22 protein-coding genes are annotated in these 22467 nt (G+C 64.7%); 11 read left to right on the top strand and 11 right to left on the bottom strand.

Going from position 1 to position 22467, the window contains the following annotated elements; translation table 11 throughout:
- Positions 1–56: 56 nt before the first annotated feature.
- The 3 genes from ffh to rimM all read left to right on the top strand — a co-directional run bounded on the left by ffh (position 57) and on the right by rimM (position 2822).
- Entirely contained in the window at positions 57–1586 is a 1530-nt protein-coding gene (ffh, locus tag J3A66_RS05305; protein WP_209567637.1) for a signal recognition particle protein, read from the top strand.
- 66 nt (positions 1587–1652) lie between these two features.
- Positions 1653–2069, top strand: coding sequence for a 30S ribosomal protein S16 (gene rpsP, locus J3A66_RS05300; RefSeq protein ID WP_192098320.1), 417 nt, complete (start codon positions 1653–1655; stop codon positions 2067–2069).
- Between the two features lie 210 nt (positions 2070–2279).
- The gene (gene rimM, locus J3A66_RS05295; protein WP_209567635.1) at positions 2280–2822 is read left to right on the top strand and encodes a ribosome maturation factor RimM; all 543 of its coding nucleotides are present in this window, start codon (positions 2280–2282) and stop codon (positions 2820–2822) included.
- A 65-nt stretch (positions 2823–2887) separates the two neighbouring features.
- Here the strand turns inward: rimM and J3A66_RS05290 are convergent, their stop codons facing one another.
- Positions 2888–3793: an NAD(P)/FAD-dependent oxidoreductase gene (locus J3A66_RS05290; protein ID WP_209570403.1), complete on the bottom strand. Its 906-nt coding sequence runs from the start codon at positions 3791–3793 to the stop codon at positions 2888–2890.
- A gap of 363 nt (positions 3794–4156) precedes the next feature.
- On the opposite strand from J3A66_RS05290, the gene trmD reads away from it, so the two are divergent.
- Positions 4157–4882 carry a tRNA (guanosine(37)-N1)-methyltransferase TrmD gene (gene trmD, locus J3A66_RS05285; RefSeq protein WP_209570402.1) on the top strand — a complete coding sequence of 242 codons (726 nt, stop codon included), beginning with the start codon at positions 4157–4159 and terminating at the stop codon, positions 4880–4882.
- 2 nt (positions 4883–4884) lie between these two features.
- Positions 4885–5277, top strand: coding sequence for a 50S ribosomal protein L19 (rplS, locus tag J3A66_RS05280; protein WP_031395442.1), 393 nt, complete (start codon positions 4885–4887; stop codon positions 5275–5277).
- Between the two features lie 480 nt (positions 5278–5757).
- Here the strand turns inward: rplS and J3A66_RS05275 are convergent, their stop codons facing one another.
- From J3A66_RS05275 to J3A66_RS05255, 5 genes are all read right to left on the bottom strand, one after another.
- Positions 5758–6300 carry a pseudouridine synthase gene (locus J3A66_RS05275; RefSeq protein ID WP_209567634.1) on the bottom strand — a complete coding sequence of 181 codons (543 nt, stop codon included), beginning with the start codon at positions 6298–6300 and terminating at the stop codon, positions 5758–5760.
- Positions 6301–6394: 94 nt separating this feature from the next.
- On the bottom strand, positions 6395–7399 hold the full coding sequence (locus J3A66_RS05270) for a hypothetical protein (protein WP_159043489.1): 1005 nt from the start codon (positions 7397–7399) through the stop codon (positions 6395–6397).
- A 270-nt stretch (positions 7400–7669) separates the two neighbouring features.
- Positions 7670–9697, bottom strand: coding sequence for an RNA polymerase sigma factor RpoD (gene rpoD, locus J3A66_RS05265; protein ID WP_031440180.1), 2028 nt, complete (start codon positions 9695–9697; stop codon positions 7670–7672).
- A complete protein-coding gene (gene dnaG / locus J3A66_RS05260) occupies positions 9697–11559 on the bottom strand; it encodes a DNA primase (RefSeq protein WP_209567632.1) in 1863 nt (620 codons plus the stop codon). Before dnaG ends, rpoD begins: the two co-directional genes overlap by 1 nt.
- Before the next feature lie 239 nt (positions 11560–11798).
- The gene (locus J3A66_RS05255) at positions 11799–12251 is read right to left on the bottom strand and encodes a GatB/YqeY domain-containing protein (protein ID WP_056405543.1); all 453 of its coding nucleotides are present in this window, start codon (positions 12249–12251) and stop codon (positions 11799–11801) included.
- Between the two features lie 140 nt (positions 12252–12391).
- Here J3A66_RS05255 and carA point away from each other — a divergent pair, with 140 nt between their 5' ends.
- From carA to J3A66_RS05230, 5 genes are all read left to right on the top strand, one after another.
- Complete coding sequence (gene carA, locus J3A66_RS05250) at positions 12392–13660, top strand: glutamine-hydrolyzing carbamoyl-phosphate synthase small subunit (protein WP_209567630.1); 1269 nt, start codon at positions 12392–12394, stop codon at positions 13658–13660.
- A gap of 32 nt (positions 13661–13692) precedes the next feature.
- Complete coding sequence (locus tag J3A66_RS05245; protein WP_209567628.1) at positions 13693–14223, top strand: hypothetical protein; 531 nt, start codon at positions 13693–13695, stop codon at positions 14221–14223.
- Positions 14223–17555 carry a carbamoyl-phosphate synthase large subunit gene (gene carB, locus J3A66_RS05240; protein ID WP_209567625.1) on the top strand — a complete coding sequence of 1111 codons (3333 nt, stop codon included), beginning with the start codon at positions 14223–14225 and terminating at the stop codon, positions 17553–17555. Before J3A66_RS05245 ends, carB begins: the two co-directional genes overlap by 1 nt.
- Before the next feature lie 73 nt (positions 17556–17628).
- Positions 17629–18105: a transcription elongation factor GreA gene (greA, locus tag J3A66_RS05235; RefSeq protein WP_031394601.1), complete on the top strand. Its 477-nt coding sequence runs from the start codon at positions 17629–17631 to the stop codon at positions 18103–18105.
- A gap of 5 nt (positions 18106–18110) precedes the next feature.
- Positions 18111–18761 carry a rhomboid family intramembrane serine protease gene (locus J3A66_RS05230; protein ID WP_209567615.1) on the top strand — a complete coding sequence of 217 codons (651 nt, stop codon included), beginning with the start codon at positions 18111–18113 and terminating at the stop codon, positions 18759–18761.
- A 288-nt stretch (positions 18762–19049) separates the two neighbouring features.
- Here the strand turns inward: J3A66_RS05230 and J3A66_RS05225 are convergent, their stop codons facing one another.
- From J3A66_RS05225 to J3A66_RS05205, 5 genes are all read right to left on the bottom strand, one after another.
- On the bottom strand, positions 19050–19280 hold the full coding sequence (locus J3A66_RS05225; protein WP_031395167.1) for a DUF4170 domain-containing protein: 231 nt from the start codon (positions 19278–19280) through the stop codon (positions 19050–19052).
- An 80-nt stretch (positions 19281–19360) separates the two neighbouring features.
- Complete coding sequence (locus tag J3A66_RS05220; protein ID WP_042466851.1) at positions 19361–19828, bottom strand: hypothetical protein; 468 nt, start codon at positions 19826–19828, stop codon at positions 19361–19363.
- A gap of 67 nt (positions 19829–19895) precedes the next feature.
- Positions 19896–20168: a hypothetical protein gene (locus tag J3A66_RS05215; protein ID WP_052149343.1), complete on the bottom strand. Its 273-nt coding sequence runs from the start codon at positions 20166–20168 to the stop codon at positions 19896–19898.
- A complete protein-coding gene (locus tag J3A66_RS05210; protein WP_244654797.1) occupies positions 20165–20518 on the bottom strand; it encodes a phage holin family protein in 354 nt (117 codons plus the stop codon). The genes J3A66_RS05215 and J3A66_RS05210 overlap by 4 nt, the downstream gene beginning before the upstream one ends.
- Before the next feature lie 4 nt (positions 20519–20522).
- Complete coding sequence (locus J3A66_RS05205; protein WP_209567613.1) at positions 20523–21032, bottom strand: hypothetical protein; 510 nt, start codon at positions 21030–21032, stop codon at positions 20523–20525.
- Between the two features lie 153 nt (positions 21033–21185).
- Here J3A66_RS05205 and eno point away from each other — a divergent pair, with 153 nt between their 5' ends.
- Positions 21186–22466, top strand: coding sequence for a phosphopyruvate hydratase (gene eno, locus J3A66_RS05200; RefSeq protein ID WP_031393148.1), 1281 nt, complete (start codon positions 21186–21188; stop codon positions 22464–22466).
- Position 22467 lies beyond the last annotated feature (1 nt).

Here is a 22467-nt window from a genome sequence, read left to right as displayed (position 1 = left end):
GCGCTTTTGCGTTGGGCGTCGTTATGTGTCCGGTAATGGTGATTGGGAGTGTCTCGATGTTCGAAAGCCTGAGCGATCGTCTTGGCGGCGTCTTCGACCGCCTGCGCGGCCGGGGTGCGCTGACCGAAGCGGACGTGCGCGCGGCAATGCGCGAGGTTCGCGTTGCGCTGCTCGAAGCCGACGTCGCGCTGCCCGTCGCGCGCGACTTCGTCGAGAAGGCGACCGAGAAGGCGATCGGCCAGAACGTCCTGCGCTCGGTCACGCCGGGGCAGCAGGTCGTCAAGATCGTCAGCGATGCGCTGGTCGAGATGCTGGGCGCGGACGCGTCCGAGCTCGATCTGGGCGTCACGCCGCCTGCGATCATCATGATGGTCGGGCTTCAGGGCTCGGGCAAGACGACCACCACCGCCAAGATCGCCAAGCGGCTGTCGGCAGGGCCCGGTGGGCGCGATCGCAAGAAGGTGCTGATGGCGTCGCTCGACGTCAATCGCCCGAACGCGCAGGAACAGCTCGCGACGCTCGGCACGCAGATTTCGGTCGCGACCTTGCCGATCGTCGCCGGCCAGCAGCCGGTCGATATCGCACGGCGCGCGATGCAGGCGGCCAAGCTGCAGGGCTTCGACGTCCTGATGCTCGATACCGCGGGTCGCCTCCATGTCGATCAGGCGCTGATGGACGAGATGAAGGCGGTCGCCGACGTCGCGAACCCGGCCGAGATCCTTCTCGTCGTCGATTCGCTGACCGGCCAGGATGCGGTCAACGTCGCGCAGAACTTCTCCGACCAGGTGCCGTTGACGGGTATCGTGCTGACCCGGATGGACGGCGATGCGCGCGGCGGCGCTGCGCTGTCGATGCGTGCGGTCACCGGCAAGCCGATCAAGTTTGCGGGTACCGGCGAGAAGCTCGATGCGCTCGAGGCGTTCCATCCCGAGCGGGTCGCCGGGCGTATCCTTGGCATGGGCGACGTCGTCAGCCTCGTCGAGCGCGCCGCGGAGTCGATCCAGGCCGAAGACGCCGAGCGGATGGCGGCCAAGATGGCCAAGGGTCAGTTCGACATGAACGACCTGCGTGCTCAGCTGGCGCAGATGCAGCGGATGGGCGGGCTCGGTGCGCTGGCGGGTATGATCCCCGGCATGAAGAAGGCGCAGGGCGCGGTCGCTTCGGTCGGCGGTGAGAAAGTTCTCGTCCACATGGATGCGATGATCGGTTCGATGACCATCAAGGAGCGCGCCAAGCCCGAGCTGATCAACGCCAAGCGCAAGATCCGCATCGCCAAGGGCTCCGGCACCACGGTGCAGGAGGTCAACAAGCTGCTCAAGATGCACCTCGAAATGTCGACCGCCATGAAGAAGATCAAGAAGATGGGCGGCATGAAGGGCATGATGGCGATGCTCGGCAAGGGCGGCATGGGCGGTGGTCTTGGCGGCATCGGCAACGCGATCGGCGGGCCGCAGATGGGCGACATGCTCAACAAGGCCGGCGCAGGTGGGCTCCCTGGGGGCAATTCCGGGGGTGGCCTGCCGGGCCTGGGCGGGAAGATGCCGCAGCTGCCTGCGGGCTTCGACGATTTTCTGAAGAAGAAATAACCTCTTACTCAACCCCATTACCCCGGCGTTTGCCGGGCGAAATATTAGAAAACGAAGGAAAATATCATGGCAATCAACATTCGTCTCGCACGTGGCGGCTCCAAGAAGCGCCCTTATTATAAGATCGTCGTTGCCGATGCGCGCAGCCCGCGTGATGGCCGCTTCATCGAGAAGATCGGCAACTACAACCCGCTCCTCGCCAAGGACAACGAGCAGCGCGTGCAGCTCGACGCCGATCGCGCGAAGCATTGGCTGAGCGTCGGCGCGCAGCCGACCGACCGCGTCGCACGCTTCCTCGACGCAGCAGGCGTTCTCGAGCGTTCGGCACGCAACAACCCGAACAAGGGCAAGCCCGGCGAGAAGGCCACCGAGCGCGCTGAAGAGCGTGCGACCAAGGCGGCTGAAGCTGCCGAGGCCGAAGCAGCTGCAAAGGCGGCACCTGCTGCCGACGCAGCTGAAGAGCCCGCAACCACCGAGGCATAAGACCGGGAGCGGCCGGGTGTGATACCCGGCCGCTCTTGTTCGCGTCATCCCTGGTCTGACGGGGATGCCGTTTCGAGTGTAGGCCACGCCCGCACCCGAATGGCGGTTCGAGCGTTCTTTGTCGGTCCATCACCCACAAGGAGCGCATGATGACCCCCGATCCAGATCCCAGAACAGCCCCCGCACCCGAGGACATCGAAGATGCCAGCAATGAAGGCGTCTCCGCCGACGACCCCGCAGAAGGCGCCGACGACACCCCTGGACCCGATACCGGCTCCGCGCAGGGATAAGGTCACGCTCGCCGTCGTGATCGGCGCGCACGGCATCGGCGGCGAGGTGCGGCTGAAAGTCTTTGCCGAGACCATGTCGGGCTACAAGAGTTTCAACGACGGCGCGCTGACGCTTAAGTCCGCGCGTCCTGGCAACAACGGCACGATCGCCCGCTTTGCCGAGGTCGCCGATCGGAACGCTGCAGAAGCGATGCGCGGGACCGAATTGACGGTGCCGCGATCGTCGTTGCCGCCGCTCGAGGATGGCGAATATTATCATACAGACCTGATCGGGCTCTCCGTCGTCTCGACAGATGGCGAGGCGATCGGGCGCGTTGTCGCGATCGATAATTTCGGTGCGGGCGACGTGATCGAGATCGAACGGCCGACTGCAAAGCGGTTTATGGTGCCGATGCGCGTCGAGGCGGTTCCAGAGTGGGATGCGGAACGACTCGTAGTCGAGGCGTCTTTCGCTACCGAATAGTTCCTTCGAACTTATTGCTCGCTCACGCAGGCGGGATACCCGCCTTCGCGGTGAGGCATCCGAAGTCAGCGCCGGATAGGGCGCTGTTCCGACAGCATGTTGCGGATGGTCGTGGCGGCCACGCCGGCTTCGCCCATCGCGTGGCTGATCTGGTCGAGCCCCTTCACGACATCGCCCGCTGCGAACAGTCCCGGGATCGAGGTGCGCTGGTGGTCGTCGACCTCTAGGCAGCCTTCGTCCGTCGCACGCGCGCCGGCCGCGACGGCGAGCTCGGAGCGGATCACCGAGCCTAACGCCGGGTAGACGCTGTCGAAGAACAATCGCCCGTCGACCGTGTCGAGCGCGAACCGGTTGTCTTCGATCGCGTAGTTGCCGCAAGGGCCGCCGACGCGGACGATGCCGGCGTCGTCCAGCGCGGCCTCGCACGTCGCGTCGAGATCATGGCCGCCGTCCGGGGCGATCAGGGTGACGTCGGCGGTGTAGCCGCGCAGGAACAGCGCTTCGCGCATGCCGTGGTCGCCAGTGCCGATGACGCCGACGCGCTTGTCGGTAACCTCATAGCCGTCGCAGATCGGGCAATAGCGGAGAAGCCCGGCCTCCAGGGCCTCGTCATGAAGCGCGTCGGGCATGGCGGGGCGGTTGTTGACGACGCCTGTTGCCAGCAGGACGCTCCGCGCGCGGGCGCGGCGGTCGCCGAGGCGGACGGTGAAGCCGTCGTCGTCCACCTCGATTGCATCGACCCGCGCGGCCTCGCGTACCGCTCCATAGGTCTCTGCCTGGGCCAACATCCGGGCAAGGAGGTCGGTGCCGCGGATGCCTTCGGGGTAGCCGGCGTGGTTGTGCGTGCAGGGGATCAGCGCGGCGCGGCTGCTGCCGCAGTCGAACAGCCGGATCGAGAGGTGGAACCGCGCGAGATAGATCGCGGCGGTGAGGCCCGCGGGGCCGGCGCCGATGATGATGCAATCGTCCATCCCGCTATAAGCGCGGCGCGGCGAATCCGTTCCGGTGGCGAAACGCTCGATCGCTATCGCAAGCCGGGCGCGGGAGTGATAGCGGCGTGCGGCATGAGCTATTGTCGTTGGTTGGAAGGCGATCTCCACGCCTATGCGTCGCACACCGCGGACGGGGTGCGCCGGTATGTCGCGCAGGTCGCCGAGCCTGCCATAGAGCGGTGCGGGGTGGAGGCGGAGTATGTCGAGGACAGCGCCGACGCGTTCCTTGCACGCCTGAAATGGCTGAAGGCGCGGGGGTGTGAATTCCCCGCCGACGTCGTGCCCCAAATCCTCGCCGCGGCGCAGGAGGAGGCGCGGCTGGCGCGGCTGGCGGCGGGCGAGCTGCCCTGGGCGGCGACGATCGTGACGCTGTACCCCGAGATGTTCCCCGGGCCGCTCGGCACGTCGCTGGCCGGGCGGGCGCTGGGGGAGGGGCGGTGGTCATGCGAGCCCGTCCAGCTGCGCGACTTCGCGACCGACAAGCATCGCTCGGTCGACGACACGCCGGCGGGTGGCGGCGCGGGGATGGTGTTGCGCGCGGACGTGGTCGCCGCGGCGATCGACAGTGTCGCGGACGGGCGGCCGGTGCTGGCGATGACGCCACGCGGCAGGCCGCTGACGCAGGAGCGCGTCCGGGCGCTGGCCAAAGGCCCCGGCGTCACCGTGCTGTGCGGGCGGTTCGAGGGGTTCGACGAGCGGCTGTTCGAGGCGCGCGACATCGAGGAGGTGTCGATCGGCGACTATATCCTGTCGGGCGGCGAGATGGGCGCGCTGGTGCTGCTCGATGCTTGCATTCGGCTGCTGCCCGGCGTAATGGGCGCGGCTTCTAGTGGGGATGACGAGAGCTTCGAAACGGGGCTTCTCGAATATCCGCATTATACCCGACCTCAGATATGGGAAGGGCGCACGATCCCGCAGGTGCTGCGATCGGGGGATCATGCGAAGATCGACGCATGGCGCAAACGCCGCGCGGAGATCGATACACGGTCACGGCGACCGGACCTTTGGGAGCGCCATGAGGGCGCTCGGGTCCAGTCGCCCTCTGGCGCGCGGCGACACGAGGACTGACTATGAACCTGTTGCAGACGATCGAAGCCGAGAACATCGCGAAGTTCCTGGCCAACAAGACGATCCCCGATTTCCGCCCCGGCGATACGCTGAAGGTCGGCGTGAAGGTCGTCGAAGGCGAGCGCACCCGTATTCAGAACTATGAGGGCGTGTGCATCGCGCGCTCGAACAAGGGTATGGGCAGCAACTTCACCGTGCGCAAGATGAGCTTCGGCGAGGGCGTCGAGCGCGTCTTCCCGCTCTACTCGCCGAACGTCGATTCGATCGAAGTCGTCCGCAAGGGCGCCGTGCGTCGCGCCAAGCTGTATTACCTGCGTGGCCGCACCGGCAAGGCAGCGCGTATCGCCGAGCGTCGCGACATGCGCCCCGCCAAGGGCACCGCAGCCGCCGAGTAATCGGATCCTGCGAGACGCGATCGAGGGCGCGGGGGCGATGGTCCCCGCGCCCTTTTTCGTGCCCGTCGTCCGGCGTCTGGCGAGAGCAGGGGCGGGGGCGGGGACCGCGAATGTTGCGAATGTTGAGACGATAGCGCGTTTTTTCGCGCGGGGGTGACGACCCCCTGTCGGGCATGACCCGACGGCCGCGGAGGCGGGGGTGCGAGTCGAGGCTGGATCAGACCAGGCCATGCGGGCAGGCTGCGCCTTTTGCAGCGATAACGCCAGCAGCGTTCCTTACAGCGGGCCGGGCGGTGACGAGCGCCATGGAGGGCCGCCCGTGTGACCCTGGATCCTGACTTTCGTCAGGATGACGGCGTGGGAGGGGCGGCGGCGCTTGTGGCCCTGGGTCCTGACGTTCGTCAGGATGACGGTGTGGGTGGGGTGGTGGCCCGTGTGGATCGTCGGCCGTGGTGTTGAGGCGGGCGGCGCAGGGCCGGGTCAGGCGTCGCGCCAGCGGCCGGGGGCGAGATCCGCCAGGGTCCAGTCGCCGATGCTCCAGCGGACGAGGCGGAGCGTCGGGTGGCCGATCGCGGCGGTCATCCGGCGGACCTGCCGGTTGCGGCCTTCGCGGATCGTGATCCTCAGCCAGCAATCGGGGATGCTCGCACGCACGCGGATCGGCGGCACGCGCGGCCAGAGGTCGGGCGCGTCGATCCGTTCGACCTCGGCGGGGCGGGTGGGGCCGTCCTTCAACACGACGCCGTCGCGCAAGGCATCGAGCGCGGCCTCGCCCGCCTCGCCCTCGACCTGCACGAGATAGGTCTTGGCCAGCTTGAACTTCGGATCCGCGATCCGCGCCTGGAGGCGGCCGTCGTCGGTCAGCAGCAACAGCCCCTCGCTGTCGCGATCGAGCCGCCCCGCCGGATAGACGCCGGGCACGTCAACGAACTGCGACAGCGTCGCGCGCGGCGTCGGCGACTTCGCGTCGGTGAACTGGCTGAGGACGTCGTAGGGTTTGTTGAAGAGGATCAGGCGGGGCATGGCGGGGCTTTAGAAGGAATGTCGACGCGGTTCGACTGCTATTCCTCCCGTTTCTCATGGGGAGGCTGTCAATTCATAATTCTATGGCTTCATTTCATCTGAAATAATCATAAATATAATTTGAAGCGATATTTAACAATATACTGATTACAGGTAGCATTAGCCAAGCGGCTATAGTTGTAGATGCAGAGGCTCTTGCCTTTTGGTAATCATCAAAGCGCCTTTCATCCCCAGTCGTTAGCAAAATTATGGTCGGTAAAATATTATGCGTAAGTCGTCTCATAAAAAAGACTGCCATTTGACCCTTGGTTGAAGACAATATAGCCATTATCGCGATCGCTAACGCCGCAGATGATAGCGGGGCAGAGAGGGTGTCAGGATAATCAGGGTGCCTTGCCCCGTAAAACGCAACAAATGCTGCAAGGCCTATGGTAGGCGTATTATCAATTGTATCTTTCAATAGGCGCCAATTTCTCACAAGCCAGCTATTTATCTTAGTCTGTGGCATCTTGCGGAGTTGGTTAAACCACTCTTCGGCCGAGGATATAAACCGCTGAGCCGTTATGAAGTCAACAAAGTCGACGCTTACGCGACAAGTTCGCCAATTTCCGCCAAAAGCTATCAGAAAGTCTAAAAGGCCGGTGTCTGGTGTCATCCTCTCATCGGGGGCGATAACCGGGAGAGAAGAGTCTAATGATATATTAATTACCATTCTCTGGGGTGCTACCAAATTTGGCAGTTTCATCAGCATCTCTATGCGTAAAACAACCTCAGACGTAATTATGAATTCGTTTGTTTGGAATCGCTTGAAGTGCGCCCAAGAGCTGTGTCGCATAGTACGTGCGTCAGCAGTTTTGATAACAATAGTCACGGTCGGAGCGGTTACCGTATCGATAACGTCAATCTGCTGCATTAGCATAGTGTAGAGCCGATCTATGTCGGCTTGATCGATTAGAACGCTACCATTTAGAAGTTTTGCTAGGTTCTCCGTTTTACCTGTTACGGCGTGATAGATCGCCTGTAGTGCTGTCATTGGTAAGTCGTCTAAGGAAACCGCAGCATTCGTATTTGGGCCCGTTACCAGGTCATTATCAGCCATCGTGTACCCCCCCCCGTCACTAGACAGCACCATTGAACGATTTAGTTCGTTTACGGAAGGGTTAAGGTAAGGCCGGTCAAATATGCTAAGTAAACGCTCGGCACTAGCGACACTCTTAGCTCAAAATCTAGAGTAGTCGGGCGATCGGCGCTATCTACGTGCGAACTGAATTATCAAACTTTGAGGTCGCGTCGCCTCGATCAGCATCGAAAAAAAAAGGCCGCGGTGTTTCCACCGCGGCCCGTTCGTTCGATCAGAATTCCGCAACCCTTACTGGTCGAGGAAGCTCCGCATTTTCCGGCTGCGGCTTGGATGCTTCAGCTTGCGCAGTGCCTTCGCCTCGATCTGGCGGATGCGCTCGCGGGTCACGCTGAACTGCTGGCCGACTTCCTCGAGCGTGTGATCGGTGTTCATGCCGATGCCGAAGCGCATGCGCAGCACGCGTTCTTCACGCGGGGTGAGGCTCGCCAGCACGCGCGTGACGGTTTCCTTGAGGTTCGCCTGGATCGCGGCATCGACGGGGATGATCGCGTTCTTGTCCTCGATGAAGTCGCCGAGGTGCGAATCCTCTTCGTCGCCGATCGGCGTTTCGAGGCTGATCGGCTCCTTGGCGATCTTCATCACCTTGCGGACCTTCTCGAGCGGCATGGAGAGGCGCTCGGCCATTTCCTCGGGCGTGGGCTCGCGGCCCTGCTCGTGGAGGAACTGGCGGCTGGTGCGGACCAGCTTGTTGATCGTCTCGATCATGTGGACCGGGATGCGGATCGTTCTTGCCTGATCGGCAATGCTGCGGGTGATCGCCTGGCGGATCCACCAGGTCGCATAGGTGCTGAACTTGTAGCCGCGGCGATACTCGAACTTGTCGACCGCCTTCATCAGGCCGATATTGCCCTCCTGGATGAGATCCAGGAACTGAAGACCGCGGTTCGTGTATTTCTTGGCGATCGAGATCACGAGACGCAGGTTCGCCTCGACCATTTCCTTCTTGGCGATACGCGCCTCGCGCTCGCCCTTCTGGACCATGTTGACGATCCGGCGGAACTCGGTGAGCGCCATGCCGGTCTGCTGCGTGATGTCGGCGATCTCGGCGCGGATGCGCTCGACCGCCTCGCTCTCGTTGGCGACGAACGCGGTCCACTTCTTGTCGACCTTGTTGACCGTCGCCAGCCAGTTCTCGTCGATCTCGTGACCGATATAGCGATCGAGGAAGTCCTTGCGCGGCACCTTGTGGCGCTCGGCGAGGCGCAGCATCTGGCCGCCCAGCGCGGTCAGGCGACGGTTATAGGCATAGAGCTGATCGACGAGATATTCGATCTTGGCGTTGTGGAACTGGACGCTCTCGACCTCGGCCGTCAGCTCCTCGCGCAGCTTCTGATACTTGCGCTCGTCGGCCGCGGAGAAATCGCCGCCGATGCCCATCGCGTCGACGCGGCTCTGCTGGATCTTGCTGAACTTCTTGTAGAGCGCGGTGATGTTGGCGAAGCGCTCGAGCGCGATCGGCTTGAGCTGTTCCTCCATCTGCGCGAGGCTGAGGGTGTTGTCCTCTTCCTCGTCGTCCGACGCGCGCGGGGCGCGACGCTCGCCGTCCTCGTCCTCGTCGGCGGACGGCTCTTCGGGCTCGGCCTCTTCCTTGAACGAGGGGCCGGCATTCTTCTCGCTGATCTCGCCGTCGTCGGCCTCGCCGTCCTCGGCCATCGCCTCCGGCGCGGGGTCCTTCGAGAGCATCGCGTCGAGATCCATGATCTCGCGCAGCTGCATCGTGCCCTCGTTGAGCGCGGTCGACCAGTCGATGATCGCGTTGAAGGTGATCGGCGATTCGCACAGACCGAGGATCATCGTGTCGCGACCCGCCTCGATCCGCTTGGCGATCGCGATCTCGCCCTCGCGGCTGAGCAGCTCGACCGCGCCCATCTCGCGAAGATACATGCGGACCGGATCGTCGGTGCGATCGACGGTCTCCTTCTTCTTCTCGATCGCGGGGCCTGTGTCGGCTTCGGCGTCGGCGGCCTCGGGCTCGTCGTCGTCGTCCTTGGCGGGCTCGGCCTCGCCTTCCTCGCCGGCTTCGTCGTTGTCGACGATGTTGATGCCCATCTCGCTCAGCGCGGCGCTGATGTCCTCGATCTGGTCGGACGACATCTCGCCCTGCGGCAAGGCCTCGTTGAGCTGATCATAGGTGATGTAGCCACGCTTCTTGGCGCGCGCGATGACCTTCTTGATCGACGCATCGTTCATGTCGATCAGTGGCGCATCGCCGGTGTCGTTCGTCTCGGCGGGTTCCGCCATGTTCGCCTTAGCCATCAATCGCCCTCGGTACCCAACGCTCGGGCGTCTTCGTTCGACTGTACAAGATTTGCAAGTCGGACTTCCAACGCCTGTTTCTCTCTTACCATTGCCACTTGTCGTTCGAACGCATCTTCGGTGAAGTGCGTCTGCATCGCCGCGGTCGCCTGTTTGAGCGCCGCATCGACCTCGGGACGCGCGACCATGATCGCGATCGCCTCGTCTAGGTCGGCGCGGACGCGGGCGGGATCGGCCGTGGTCTGCGTGAACGAGTAGGGCATCGTATCGGCTCGCAACAGGTCACTCGCGACTGAATTGAAACCGGACCTCGCCAATATGGTGAGCAAGCGGCCGCTATCAAGCTTCTGGTCCTCAAGTGCAACATCGACGACCGCCTCGAACAGCCGGCCGAGCGCGCCGTCGATGAGCTGGAGCGGGCCAAGCACCTCCATGTGGCGGGCGATCTCGACCGGATGGCGGATCAGCCCGGCGAGCACGGCTTTTGCGAGCACGCGGTCGATTCCGGTGGCGAGGAAGGCCTTTGCGTCCTCGGTGACGGGCGCGGAAGGCGGCTTCCACCCGCCCTTGGGGCGTTCGCCGCGGGGGACGAAGGGCGCGCGGACGGGTTTGAAATGCTTGTAGAAGCGGTCCTTGAACTCGGACTGATATTCCTGCTTTACCGACGGATCGCCGATGCCCTCCGCAAGCTCGTGGAGGCGGCGCTTGAGGCCGGCGCGCTGTTCGGGGGTGTCGAGCGCCTCGGCGGCGACTTCGGACGCCCAGAGGCGGTCGACGAGCGGTTCGGGGGCCTTCAGCAGCGCCTCGAACGCGCCGGGGCCGCCCGAGCGCACGAGATCGTCGGGGTCCTGGCCCTGCGGGAGCGTGACGAAGGCGAGGCTGCGGCCGGGGGCGAGCAGGGGGAGCGCGCGGTGTGCGGCGCGCAGGGCTGCCTTCTGGCCGGCAGAGTCGCCGTCGAAGCAGAGGAGGGGCACGTCGACCATCCGCCACAGCCGTTCGAGCTGTGCCTCGGTCAGCGCGGTGCCGAGCGGGGCGACCGCCTCGCCAAACCCGGCCTGGGCGAGCGCGATGACGTCCATATAGCCCTCGACGACGAGGACGCGGCCCGACTTGCGCGACGCGGGGGCGGCGCGGTCGAGATTGTAGAGCGTGCGGCCCTTGTCGAAGAGCGGGGTGTCGGGGGAGTTGAGATATTTGGGCTCGCCGCCGTCGAGCACGCGCCCGCCGAACGCGATCGTCCGGCCGCGCGGATCGCGGATCGGGATCATCAGCCGGCCGCGGAACCGGTCATAGGGATCCTTGCCCTCGACGTTGATCAGCATGCCCGATTCGATGAGCATCGGATCGCCGTAGGTCTTCAGCGCGGTCTTGAGCTTGCCGCGGCTGTCGGGCGCGAACCCCATGCCGAACGCGCGGGCGGTCTCCGGCGTGATGCCGCGGCGGTCGAGCAGCGCGCGGGCGTCGTTGCCCGCGAGGCCGTTCAGCTGCTCGACGAACCAGTCGGCGGCGTCGGACATGACCTCGTGCAGACCCTTGGCGCGTTCGGCCTTGGCGGCGGACTGGCGGTCCATTGCGGGCATGTCGAGCCCGGCGGCCTGGGCGAGCTCCTTGACCGCGTCCATGAAGGGCAGCCCGCGCTGGTCGGTCATCCACTTGATCGCGTCGCCATGCGCGGAACAGCCGAAGCAGTGGTAGAAGCCCTTGTCGTCGTTGACGTAGAAGCTGGGCGTCTTCTCGTTATGGAACGGGCAGCAGCCCTTGTGCTCGCGCCCAGCCTTGGTGAGCTTGGTGGTCTTGCCGATCAGCGCGGACAGCGACGTACGGCCGCGCAGCTCGTCCAGAAATTGCGGGGTCAGGGCCATGCGCGCGAGTATAGCTCGGTATCACTATTGGAGTGATACCTGCAATCCGAAGAGGAGAAGAAGCAGGGTTTGTTCGCGCGGAGGCGCGGAGGCGCGGAGGGGGTGCGTCCGCCGGGAGCGGGTGCACACCACTATCGCCGCGCAGCGGCAGATAAGAGCAATATTTGCGCTGACGCGCAGCAGAAGCCCCGGGCGCAACCCCCTCCGCGCCTCCGCGCCTCCGCGCGAACAAAATCTTCTTAAGACAGCGCCGCCTTCACCAGGCCGCTCGCCTTGCTCATGTCCAGCTCGCTCGCGTGGCGCGCCTTCAGTTCGGCCATGACGCGGCCCATGTCCTTCATGCCGGTCGCGCCGAGTTCGTCCTTGATCTTGAGGATCGCAGCCGTCGTCTCCGCCTCGTCCATCTGCGCGGGCAGGAAGCGTTCGATCACCGCGACCTCCGCGGCCTCGGCGTCGGCGAGTTCCTGGCGGCCGCCGTTCGAAAACATTTCGATCGACTCGCGGCGCTGCTTGACCATCTTCTGCAGCACTTCGATCACCAGCGCGTCGTCGCTTTCGGGCGCCTTGCCGGTCCGCGCCTCGATGTCGCGGTTCTTGATTGCGGCCTGGATCAACGAGATGGCGTTGCGGCTCTCCTTGTCGCCGGCCTTCATCGCGGTGAGCTGCGCGGCCTTGATGTCGTCGCGAATCATATACGGGTCTTTCAGGCGGTTCGGGATAGCCGGACGCGATAGCGCGTCGAGCCAAGGTTTAACAGATTGACGCTGCGGCACGCCGGCCTTAGCGGACACCACTTAGCGACATCGTCAACGTAAAGAGAGTGCCCAGCCTGATGGCCGACGCCCAGCCTACACCCATGTCTTCGGCAAAGCCCGCCGGCGCGACCGGCGTGCTCGTGCTTGCCAATGGCGACGTGATCTGGGGGCGCGGGTTCGGCGCCGAGGGCGAGGCGGTCGGCGAGGTGTGCTTCCACACCGCGATGACCGGGTACCAGGAGGTGCTGACCGATCCGTCCTTTGCCGGGCAGATGATCTGCTTCACCTTCCCGCATATCGGCAACGTCGGCGCGAACCCCGACGATATCGAGGCGGACGACCCACACGCGCTGGGCATCATCGTCCGCGAGGATGTGACCCAGCCGTCGAGTTTTCGCGCGGTCGAGGGACTCGACGGCTGGATGAAGCGGCATGCGCGGATCGGCCTGTCGGGGATCGACACGCGCGCGCTGACGCGGCGGATCCGCGTCGGCGGCGCGCCCAACGGCGTGATCGCGCATTCGGCGAGCGGCGAGTTCGACGTGGCCGCGCTGCTGGCGATGGCGCGGGGCTGGCCGGGGCTCGAGGGTATGGACCTCGCCAAGGGTGTGTCGACCGAGATGCATTATGGCTGGGGCGATCAGGCGCCGGGCGGCACGTGGCGGCTTGGGTTTGGCTATGGGGAGAGCGGTGCTTCGACTGCGCTCAGCACGAACGGGGAAGGGGATGCGTCGCCCCAATCGTTCGCGCCGGGCGAAGGCGATGCCCCCGTCGCGAGTGCGGCCCGCCCGCATGTCGTCGCGATCGATTACGGGTCGAAGCGCAACATCTTCCGCAACCTCGTCGCCGCCGGCGCGAAGGTGTCCGTCGTGCCTGCCACCGCGAGCTATGACGAAGTGATGGCGCTCGCGCCCGACGGCATCTTCCTGTCGAACGGCCCCGGCGATCCCGCCGCTACGGCCGAATACGCCGTGCCGGTGATCCGCGAGCTGCTCGAGACGGGCAAGCCGCTTTTCGGCATTTGCCTCGGCCATCAGCTGCTCGGTCTCGCGGTCGGCGCGACCACGACCAAGATGTTCCAGGGCCACCGCGGCGCCAACCATCCGGTCAAGCGCCTGTCCGACGGCGCGGTCGAGATCACCAGCATGAACCATGGCTTCTCCGTCGAGCGCGACAGCCTGCCGGCGAACGTCCGCGAGACGCATGTGTCGCTGTTCGACGGGTCGAATGCGGGGCTCGAGCTGACCGACAAGCCGGCGTTTTCGGTGCAGTATCATCCGGAAGCGAGCCCGGGGCCGCAGGATAGCCTGTATCTGTTCGAACGCTTTGTGGGTTTGCTACGGTGAGTATGCCGGCGCTAACTGATCAGCAGAAAATCTTGAAGTATCTTCATGATCGTGTGGCTGGCGGTGATGCTCGATATTGCACTATTCCTACTATAAAAAAGCATGCTGGCGTTGGTGGGTCCAATCAATATGTTTTAGCTCTGACTGATGATCTTGAAACCGGCGGCTATATCATAACTCGACAAGCCTATCAGCTTGCTGGAGGGCGACTGTTTCAAATTACGGCGGCCGGTATAGACTTTGTCGAACATGGTCAGAAAACGGTCTCGGTTCAAAGTGCGGCTTGGACTGGACGATTAGATATATCTGAAGCCCGCAAGGCTGAGATCCGCGCAAAGCTTTCAGAGATATCAGCGATTATACAAAAATCCCGGCTTTCCAATTCGCAGCGCGCAAATGCTGTTGCGGTGATTGAGGCTGCTGACAAGCTCGTTGAAACACCAGATCCACTGTGGCCTGAAATTATGAGGCTCCTTCGGTCGCCGGTGCTTTCAAATCTAAATGGGGTGGCAAGTCTCGTGCTCGCCATCGTCGGAATAATTCTAACTACGGCGAACATGTAATGCCAAAACGCACCGACATCACCTCGATCCTCGTCATCGGCGCAGGACCCATCGTTATCGGCCAGGCATGCGAGTTCGATTATTCGGGCACGCAGGCGATCAAGGCGTTAAAGGAGGAGGGTTACCGGATCGTCCTCGTCAATTCGAACCCCGCGACGATCATGACCGATCCCGAGCTGGCCGACGCGACCTATGTCGAGCCGATCACGCCCGCGATCGTCGCCAAGATCATCGAAAAAGAGCGGCCCGACGCGATCCTGCCGACGATGGGCGGGCAGACCGCGCTGAACACCGCGCTCGCGCTGTTCCATGACGGTACGCTCGAGAAATTCGGCGTGACGATGATCGGCGCGGATGCCGATGCGATCGACATGGCGGAGGACCGGCTGAAGTTCCGCGATGCGATGGACCGGATCGGGCTGGAGAGCGCGCGCTCGGCGATCGCACATACTGTCGAAGAAGCGCTGGAAGGGCTTGAAAAGACGGGGCTTCCGTCGATCATCCGGCCGAGCTTCACGATGGGCGGATCGGGCGGCGGCATCGCGTATAATCGCGAGGAGTTCATCGCGATCGTCCGCAACGGGCTCGACCTGTCGCCGACCACCGAGGTGCTGATCGAGGAATCGCTGCTCGGCTGGAAAGAGTATGAGATGGAGGTGGTGCGCGACCGCAAGGACAACGCGATCATCATCTGCTCGATCGAGAATGTCGACCCGATGGGCGTCCATACCGGCGACTCGATCACGGTCGCGCCGGCGCTGACGCTGACCGACAAGGAATACCAGATCATGCGCAACGCATCGATCGCGGTGCTGCGGGAAATCGGTGTCGAAACAGGCGGTTCGAACGTCCAGTTCGCGGTCAATCCGAAGGACGGCCGGCTGGTCGTCATCGAGATGAACCCGCGCGTGTCGCGCTCGTCGGCGCTCGCGTCGAAGGCGACGGGCTTCCCGATCGCCAAGGTCGCGGCCAAGCTCGCGGTCGGCTACACGCTCGACGAGATCGAGAACGACATCACCGGCGCGACGCCCGCGAGCTTCGAGCCGACGATCGATTACGTCGTCACCAAGATCCCGCGCTTCGCATTCGAGAAGTTCAAGGGCGCGTCGAGCACGCTCGGCACCGCGATGAAGTCGGTCGGCGAAGTGATGGCGATCGGCCGCAACATCCATGAATCGATGCAGAAGGCGTTGCGCGGGCTCGAGACCGGGCTGTCGGGCTTCAACCAGGTCGACCATCTGGTCGGCGCGCCGCGCGCGGAGATCGAGGCGGCGCTGGCCGTCGCGACCCCCGACCGGCTGCTGGTCGCGGCGCAGGCGTTGCGCGAGGGCGTCACCGTCGCCGAGGTGCACGCGATCGCGAAGTATGATCCGTGGTTCCTCGAGCGGATCGCCGAGATCATCGCGGCCGAGGCCGAGGTGATGAAGGACGGGCTGCCGATCGACGCAGCGGGCATGCGGCGCCTCAAGAGCATGGGCTTCAGCGACAAAAGGCTCGCCTGGCTCGCGCTGCAATCCGCCAATCTGCGCGGCATGAACCGCGGGATCGCGCGCGGGTCGGGGCTGATCCACGAGGTCGTCAAGGCGATGACCGGCGGCGTGACCGAGGAGGAGGTGCGCCAGCATCGCCTGAAGCTCGGCGTGCGGCCGGTGTTCAAGCGGATCGACACCTGCGCGGCGGAATTCGACGCCAAGACGCCGTATATGTACTCGACCTATGAGGCGCCGAGCTTCGGCGAGCCCGAGAACGAGTCCGCGCCGACCGACCGGAAAAAGATCGTCATCCTCGGCGGCGGGCCGAACCGGATCGGGCAGGGGATCGAGTTCGATTATTGCTGCTGCCATGCGTGCTTCGCGCTGGCGGATGCGGGCTATGAGACGATCATGGTCAACTGCAATCCGGAGACCGTGTCGACCGATTACGACACCAGCGACCGGTTGTATTTCGAGCCGCTGACCGCCGAGGACGTGCTCGAGATCCTGCATGTCGAGGCGTCGAAGGGCGAGCTGGTCGGCGTGATCGTGCAGTTTGGCGGGCAGACCCCGCTGAACCTCGCGCGTGCGCTGGAAGCCGCCGGGATCCCGATCCTGGGGACGACGCCCGACGCGATCGATCTGGCGGAGGACCGTGAGCGGTTCGCGGCGCTGATCACCAAGCTGGGGCTTCGCCAGCCCGCCAATGGGCTGGCGCGCAGCCGCGACGAGGCGGTCGCGGCGGCCGAGCGGATCGGCTATCCGGTGCTGATGCGACCGAGCTATGTGCTCGGCGGGCGGGCGATGGAGATCGTCGACACGCTCGGGCAGCTCGAACACTATATCGCGACCGCGGTGCAGGTGTCGGGCGACTCGCCGGTGCTGATCGACCAGTATCTGCGCGATGCGATCGAGGTCGATGTCGACGCGATCTGCGACGGGACCGATGTCGTCGTCGCTGGCGTGCTGCAGCATATCGAGGAAGCGGGCGTCCATTCGGGCGACAGCGCCTGCTCGATCCCGCCTTATTCGCTGTCGGCGGAGATCGTCGCCGAGATCGAGCGGCAGACGGTCGCGCTCGCGCATGCGCTGTCGGTCGTGGGCCTCATGAACATCCAGTTCGCGGTCAAGGACGGGCTGGTCTACCTCATCGAGGTCAATCCGCGCGCGTCGCGGACCGTGCCGTTCGTCGCCAAGGCGATCGGTGCGCCGATCGCCAAGATCGCCGCGCGCGTAATGGCGGGCGAGCAGCTGAAGGACCTGCCCAAGATCGACCGGCATATCGACTATTATGCGGTGAAGGAGGCAGTGTTCCCCTTCAACAAGTTCCCGGGCGTCGATCCCGTGCTGTCACCCGAAATGAAGTCGACCGGCGAAGTCATGGGAATCGATCCCGATTTCACGATTGCCTTCGCCAAGGCACAGCTGGGGGCGGGGACGATCCTGCCGACCAAGGGCAGCGTCTTCGTCAGCGTGAAGGACAGCGACAAGGCGATGATCGTCGAGGCGGTCAAGGCGCTGGTCGACACCGGCTTCTCGATCGTCGCGACCGGGGGCACCGCGGAGCATCTCGCCCGCGCCGGCCTGCCGGTGGAGACGGTCAACAAGGTCGCGCAGGGACGGCCGCATATCGTCGACCGGATCAAGGACGGCGACATCGCGCTGATCTTCAACACGACCGAGGGGTGGCAGAGCCTGAAGGACTCGCAGCCGATCCGTGCGTCCGCGCTCGGCCAGCGGATTCCCTACTTCACGACCGCCCCCGCCTCGCTCGAGGCGGCCAAGGCGATCGCGAAGCTTTCGACGCACAGCCTTGAAGTACGGCCCTTGCAATCCTATTATTCGCAGTCGCACAACTGATCCCGACATGAGAGCGTGATGTGTGAGCGGGCCGCGTAACGGCTTGCGTTGGGTAATGAATTGGGGACGAGATATGGCGACCGTCGAAAAGATGCCAATGCTGCAAGAGGGCTATGAGACGCTGTCGGCGGATCTGAAGCGCCTCAAGGCCGAACGCCCGACGATCGTCGATGCGATCGAGGAAGCGCGGGCGCATGGCGACCTGTCGGAGAACGCCGAATATCACGCCGCCAAGGAGCGTCAGGGTCAGGTCGAGGCCTCGATCTCGGACATCGAGGACAAGCTGAGCCGTGCGCAGATCATCGACCCCAAGGAGCTTTCGGGCGACAAGGTCGTGTTCGGCGCGACCGTCACGTTGCTCGACGAGAACGACAAGCCGGTGAAGTACCAGATCGTCGGCCAGACCGAGGCGAACGCCAAGACCGGCCGGATCTCGTACAACTCGCCGCTCGGCCGCGGGCTGATCGGCCGCAAGCTCGACGAAGAGGTCGAGGTCACGGTGCCCGCGGGCGAGCGCTATTACGTCGTCTCCAAGATCGAGTTCATCTAGGCATCATGACATTTTTCGAGACGCGGGCGACGGCGATCATCACGATCGTGACGGTCGTGATCTCGGGGCTTTTGCTGGTGACCGGCGCGCTGCCCTATTGGGTGGTGAATGCGGGCTTCATCCCGCTCCGGCTGACTGAGCTGGGCATGGCGGGCGGTCACGACTTTGCGATCCCCGCCTGGGCGACGCCGCTGACCGCGGCGCTGCTCCATGGCGGCTGGGCGCATCTCGCGCTCAACCTCGTCATGCTGGTCTATTGCGGACAGTTCGTCGAGCGCGCGATCGGTACCGCACAGATCGTCGTCCTCTACATCGTCGGCGCGTATTTCGCGGCCGCCGGGCAATGGGTGCTCGATCCGCGATCGATCGCACCGATGGTCGGCGCCAGCGGCGCGATCTCGGCGGTCGTGGGCGCCTATGCGCTGCTTTATGGTGAGCGACGCGCGCGCGCGATCGGGCCGGTGCCGGCGGGGGTCGTACACGTGCTGTGGCTGGCCGCGGCGTGGATCGGCATCCAGCTGATGATGGGGGTCGCGGGGTTCGGCGCGTCGGTCGGAGCCAATGGCTCGATCGCGGTCGGCGCGCATATCGGCGGGTTTCTGGCGGGGCTGATGCTCGCGCGGCCGTTATTGCTGTGGCGGTACCGCACGGCCTGATTGCCGGGTTTTAAGTGCGATCAATGCTTCAGTCATCCTGACGAAAGTCAGGATCCAGAGCCACAAGCGACACGCCCCGTAACCCTGGATCCTGACTTTCGTCAGGATGACGGGGGTGGGGACGGGCCGGTAGGCAGGTGACGCCGGATGGCGTTTGCGGCTCTGGGTCCCGACTTTCGTCGGGATGACGGATTGGGGATTGCCGTCCTTAGCCAGCCATAGGGCGTAGAGGCGGTCGGGCACCGGGTGCCGACCGCTGTCCGGGCCGCCTCGTCGCCGTGCGGCGTGTTACGCCGTTGGGGTGGTGGTCAGGTTCGGTTCGAGCATGCGGTGGAGATGCACGACGACGAACTTCATCTCGGCATCGTCGACCGTGCGCTGCGCTGCAGCACGCCAGGCCTTTTCGGCGCTGGCATAGTCGGGGAACACACCGACGAATTCGATCTTGCTGAGGTCGTTGAAATCCAGGGTGCGCGGGTCGCTGACGCGGCCGCCGAATACGAGATGAAGCTTGCTCATGCGCTGCTGTCCTTGGAATGGGGGTTGCAGACGCCCTAGCGTGTTCGACCCGCGCTTTGAACCCTTTGCGGACCGGTCCTTTAGCCGGGGGTCTTTTGCGAAACGGCCTTCGCACCTGCGGTACCCGCGGTGGTCAGCGCCTTGACGATCCCCTCGACGAGACCCTTGGCCTGGCCACGGGCATTGTCCTTGGTAAGGCCGAGCTCGCCGAGCTCAGACTGGCCGGCCGCCTTGGCGGCGGCGGTGGCGGCGATCGCGGTCTCGCCGAGACGCTTGCCGAGCGGCGCGAGCAACGACTTCTCACGCGCGGAGCGCGGGATCAGCACACCCGCAAGCGCACCGACGACCAGACCGCCAACGAGAATGCCGAGCGGGTTGGATTCGAGGCTGTTGACGGTGCGACGCGCGGTCTCCTTCGAGGCGTCGAGCGCCTCGGCGGCCTTGTCGCCGGCGTCGTGATAGACCTTGGCGGCGGTGTCGCGGACGGTGTCGAGACCCTCGCGCAGGCGATGTTCGGCGTTTTCGATCTTGGTGTGGGCGTCGGTCATGGGACGGTCCTTCTGATTTCCGGCGGCGCCATCGGGACGCGGCCGGGACAATATGGTTGGGGCGCGATCAGCGCCCGCGGCGAAACAGTCCGACGATACGGTGACGGGCGAGAAACAGTCCCGCCACTGCCGCGGCACCCGCGGCGGGACCGGGGTTGCGGCGTACCGTCTCGACACTAGCATTGAGCGCGGCGGTGCCGACATCGGCAACGTCGCGGCTGGCGTTGAGCGCCAGCCGACGCGGATTGAGACGGTCCTGCAACTGCCCGATCGTCATCATGACGCGCTGGCGGGCAAGGGCCGCTTCGATCTCTGCGGCGGCGACTTTGGCGGATGTCATGTGGCGGGCTCGCTTTCGGGCTTGAGCTTCGACTTGCCGACCATCGCAAGCGCGCCGGCAATCGCCAACACGACTAGGACGACGATGGCCGTCGCCCATCCTGGCCCCACCAGCGTCGCCAGCGTCAAGATCGCACCGACCAGAAGTGCGATCAACGCGGCCAGCGCCAATACCCCGGCAATGGCGAAGAACATCGCCGCCGATTTGTACGCCGTCGCCGTCTCGCCGAACTTTGCCTTGTACACCGCGATTTCCGCGGTCGCGAGCGCGCGCGTCTCGCCGGCCAGACGGCCGACGACCGCGGTCAGGCTTTCGTCACCATCGAGCGCCAAGGGGATGGGATCCGCCAAGACGTCAGTCCTTCGGGTTTGCATCGATGCCCGACTGGACCAGTCGGGCCACGACGAAGCCGAGGGCTGCGGCCGCACCGACCGCGACGGCGGGCGACTTGCGGACCAGTGCGGTGACGTCGTCGACCAGCGCGTCGATGTCCTTGGTGCGGACCTGCTCGGCGAAGCCCGAGACGCTGTCGGCGGCGCTGCGGACATAGCCGCCATATTGCGTGCCGAGCTTGTCGTCGACCTGCGCGGCGGCGTCGGTCAGCAGCTGTGCGACCTGCTCGAGCGCGGTGCCGGCGCGGGCCTTGCCGTCCTCGGCGAACAGGCGCGCCTTGTCGGCGGCCTGCTGGCCATATTTGCTGGCATTGTCCTTGATCACCTGCTTGGCCTCGGTCGCCTTGGTGCCGGTGGTGTCAGCGGCGTCGTCGAGCCGCGTGACGCCGCCCTTCAGCGGCTCTGCGGTGGTGGCAGTGCCGGCGGCGGCGACATCGCCTGTGGTCATCGGCTGTGCGTCGGTATCGGCCATGGTCGTCCCTTTCGAAATGCTACGCCCTCAACACCGGTGCGCAGGCACGGTTCCCCTAGTCGGCCCGATTGCCCGATATGACGCGAGGCGGTAGAGGCAGCGCGAACGTCCCGGGCGATCGACCAGCTTGGGGATTTGTAGGAGCATCGTTACGTGACCGCAATCATCGACATTCACGCCCGCCAGATCCTCGATAGCCGGGGCAATCCGACGATCGAGGTCGACGTCCTGCTCGAGGATGGCAGCTTCGGCCGCGCCGCGGTGCCGTCGGGCGCCTCGACCGGTGCGCACGAGGCGGTCGAGAAGCGCGACGGCGACGCCACGCGCTGGGGCGGCAAGGGCGTCGACAGCGCGGTCGATGCGGTCAACGACGAGATCACCGACACGGTGCTGGGCATGGACGCGGAGGACCAGTCGGACCTCGACCGCGCGATGATCGAGCTCGACGGTACCGAGAACAAGGCACGGCTGGGCGCGAACGCGATCCTGGGCGTCAGCCTGGCCGCGGCCAAGGCGGCCGCCGAAGCGCGCGGCCTGCCGCTGTACCGCTATGTCGGCGGCGTCCAGGCGCATCTGTTGCCGGTGCCGATGATGAACATCATCAACGGCGGCGAGCATGCCGACAACCCGATCGATTTCCAGGAATTCATGATCGTGCCGGTCGGCGCGTCGAACATCCTCGAGGCGGTGCGCTGCGGCTCGGAGATCTTCCATACGCTGAAGAAGGGCTTGAGCGCGAAGGGCCTGTCGACCAGCGTCGGCGACGAGGGCGGTTTCGCGCCGAACATCGGCAGCACGACCGAGGCGCTCGACTTCATCATGTCGAGCATCGAGAAGGCCGGCTACAAGCCCGGCGAGGACGTGATGCTCGCGCTCGATTGCGCCGCGACCGAGTTCTACAAGAACGGCAAGTACGACATTTCGGGCGAGGGGAAGATCCTCGAGAGCGCCGAGATGGCCGAGTATCTTGCCGACCTGACGCGCCGCTATCCGATCTTCTCGATCGAGGACGGCATGGGTGAGGACGACTGGGAGGGCTGGAAGACGCTGACCGACCTGATCGGCGACAAGGTCCAGCTGGTCGGCGACGATCTGTTCGTCACCAACCCGAAGCGGCTGAAGCGCGGGATCGAGGGCGGTTATGCCAATTCGCTGCTGGTGAAGGTCAACCAGATCGGCACGCTGACCGAGACGCTGGAAGCCGTGTCGATGGCACAGCGCGCCAAGTACACCGCGGTCATGTCGCATCGCTCGGGGGAGACCGAAGATTCGACGATCGCCGACCTCGCCGTCGCGACCAATTGCGGGCAGATCAAGACGGGCAGCCTTGCGCGGTCGGACCGGCTCGCCAAGTACAACCAGCTGATCCGGATCGAGGAAGAGCTGGGCGACGCGGCGCGCTATGCGGGTCGCGACATCCTGATCGGCGGCTGAT

Origin of the sequence: Sphingomonas sp. PvP018 (assembly GCF_017876865.1) — a bacterium.
Lineage (GTDB): Bacteria > Pseudomonadota > Alphaproteobacteria > Sphingomonadales > Sphingomonadaceae > Sphingomonas > Sphingomonas aerolata.
The sequence above is the reverse complement of the archived record's forward strand: the minus strand, read 5'-3'. Positions and strand labels throughout refer to the sequence as shown.

Excerpts from the sequence above, each read along its gene's own strand:
- ffh (WP_209567637.1), top strand. The coding sequence starts at position 57 with ATGTTCGAAAGCCTGAGCGATCGTCTTGGCGGCGTCTTCGACCGCCTG.
- rpsP (WP_192098320.1), top strand. The coding sequence starts at position 1,653 with ATGGCAATCAACATTCGTCTCGCACGTGGCGGCTCCAAGAAGCGCCCT.
- rimM (WP_209567635.1), top strand. The coding sequence starts at position 2,280 with ATGAAGGCGTCTCCGCCGACGACCCCGCAGAAGGCGCCGACGACACCC.
- J3A66_RS05290 (WP_209570403.1), bottom strand. The coding sequence starts at position 3,793 with ATGGACGATTGCATCATCATCGGCGCCGGCCCCGCGGGCCTCACCGCC.
- rplS (WP_031395442.1), top strand. The coding sequence starts at position 4,885 with ATGAACCTGTTGCAGACGATCGAAGCCGAGAACATCGCGAAGTTCCTG.
- J3A66_RS05275 (WP_209567634.1), bottom strand. The coding sequence starts at position 6,300 with ATGCCCCGCCTGATCCTCTTCAACAAACCCTACGACGTCCTCAGCCAG.
- J3A66_RS05270 (WP_159043489.1), bottom strand. The coding sequence starts at position 7,399 with ATGGCTGATAATGACCTGGTAACGGGCCCAAATACGAATGCTGCGGTT.
- rpoD (WP_031440180.1), bottom strand. The coding sequence starts at position 9,697 with ATGGCTAAGGCGAACATGGCGGAACCCGCCGAGACGAACGACACCGGC.
- dnaG (WP_209567632.1), bottom strand. The coding sequence starts at position 11,559 with ATGGCCCTGACCCCGCAATTTCTGGACGAGCTGCGCGGCCGTACGTCG.
- J3A66_RS05255 (WP_056405543.1), bottom strand. The coding sequence starts at position 12,251 with ATGATTCGCGACGACATCAAGGCCGCGCAGCTCACCGCGATGAAGGCC.
- carA (WP_209567630.1), top strand. The coding sequence starts at position 12,392 with ATGGCCGACGCCCAGCCTACACCCATGTCTTCGGCAAAGCCCGCCGGC.
- carB (WP_209567625.1), top strand. The coding sequence starts at position 14,223 with ATGCCAAAACGCACCGACATCACCTCGATCCTCGTCATCGGCGCAGGA.
- greA (WP_031394601.1), top strand. The coding sequence starts at position 17,629 with ATGGCGACCGTCGAAAAGATGCCAATGCTGCAAGAGGGCTATGAGACG.
- J3A66_RS05230 (WP_209567615.1), top strand. The coding sequence starts at position 18,111 with ATGACATTTTTCGAGACGCGGGCGACGGCGATCATCACGATCGTGACG.
- J3A66_RS05225 (WP_031395167.1), bottom strand. The coding sequence starts at position 19,280 with ATGAGCAAGCTTCATCTCGTATTCGGCGGCCGCGTCAGCGACCCGCGC.
- J3A66_RS05220 (WP_042466851.1), bottom strand. The coding sequence starts at position 19,828 with ATGACCGACGCCCACACCAAGATCGAAAACGCCGAACATCGCCTGCGC.
- J3A66_RS05215 (WP_052149343.1), bottom strand. The coding sequence starts at position 20,168 with ATGACATCCGCCAAAGTCGCCGCCGCAGAGATCGAAGCGGCCCTTGCC.
- J3A66_RS05205 (WP_209567613.1), bottom strand. The coding sequence starts at position 21,032 with ATGGCCGATACCGACGCACAGCCGATGACCACAGGCGATGTCGCCGCC.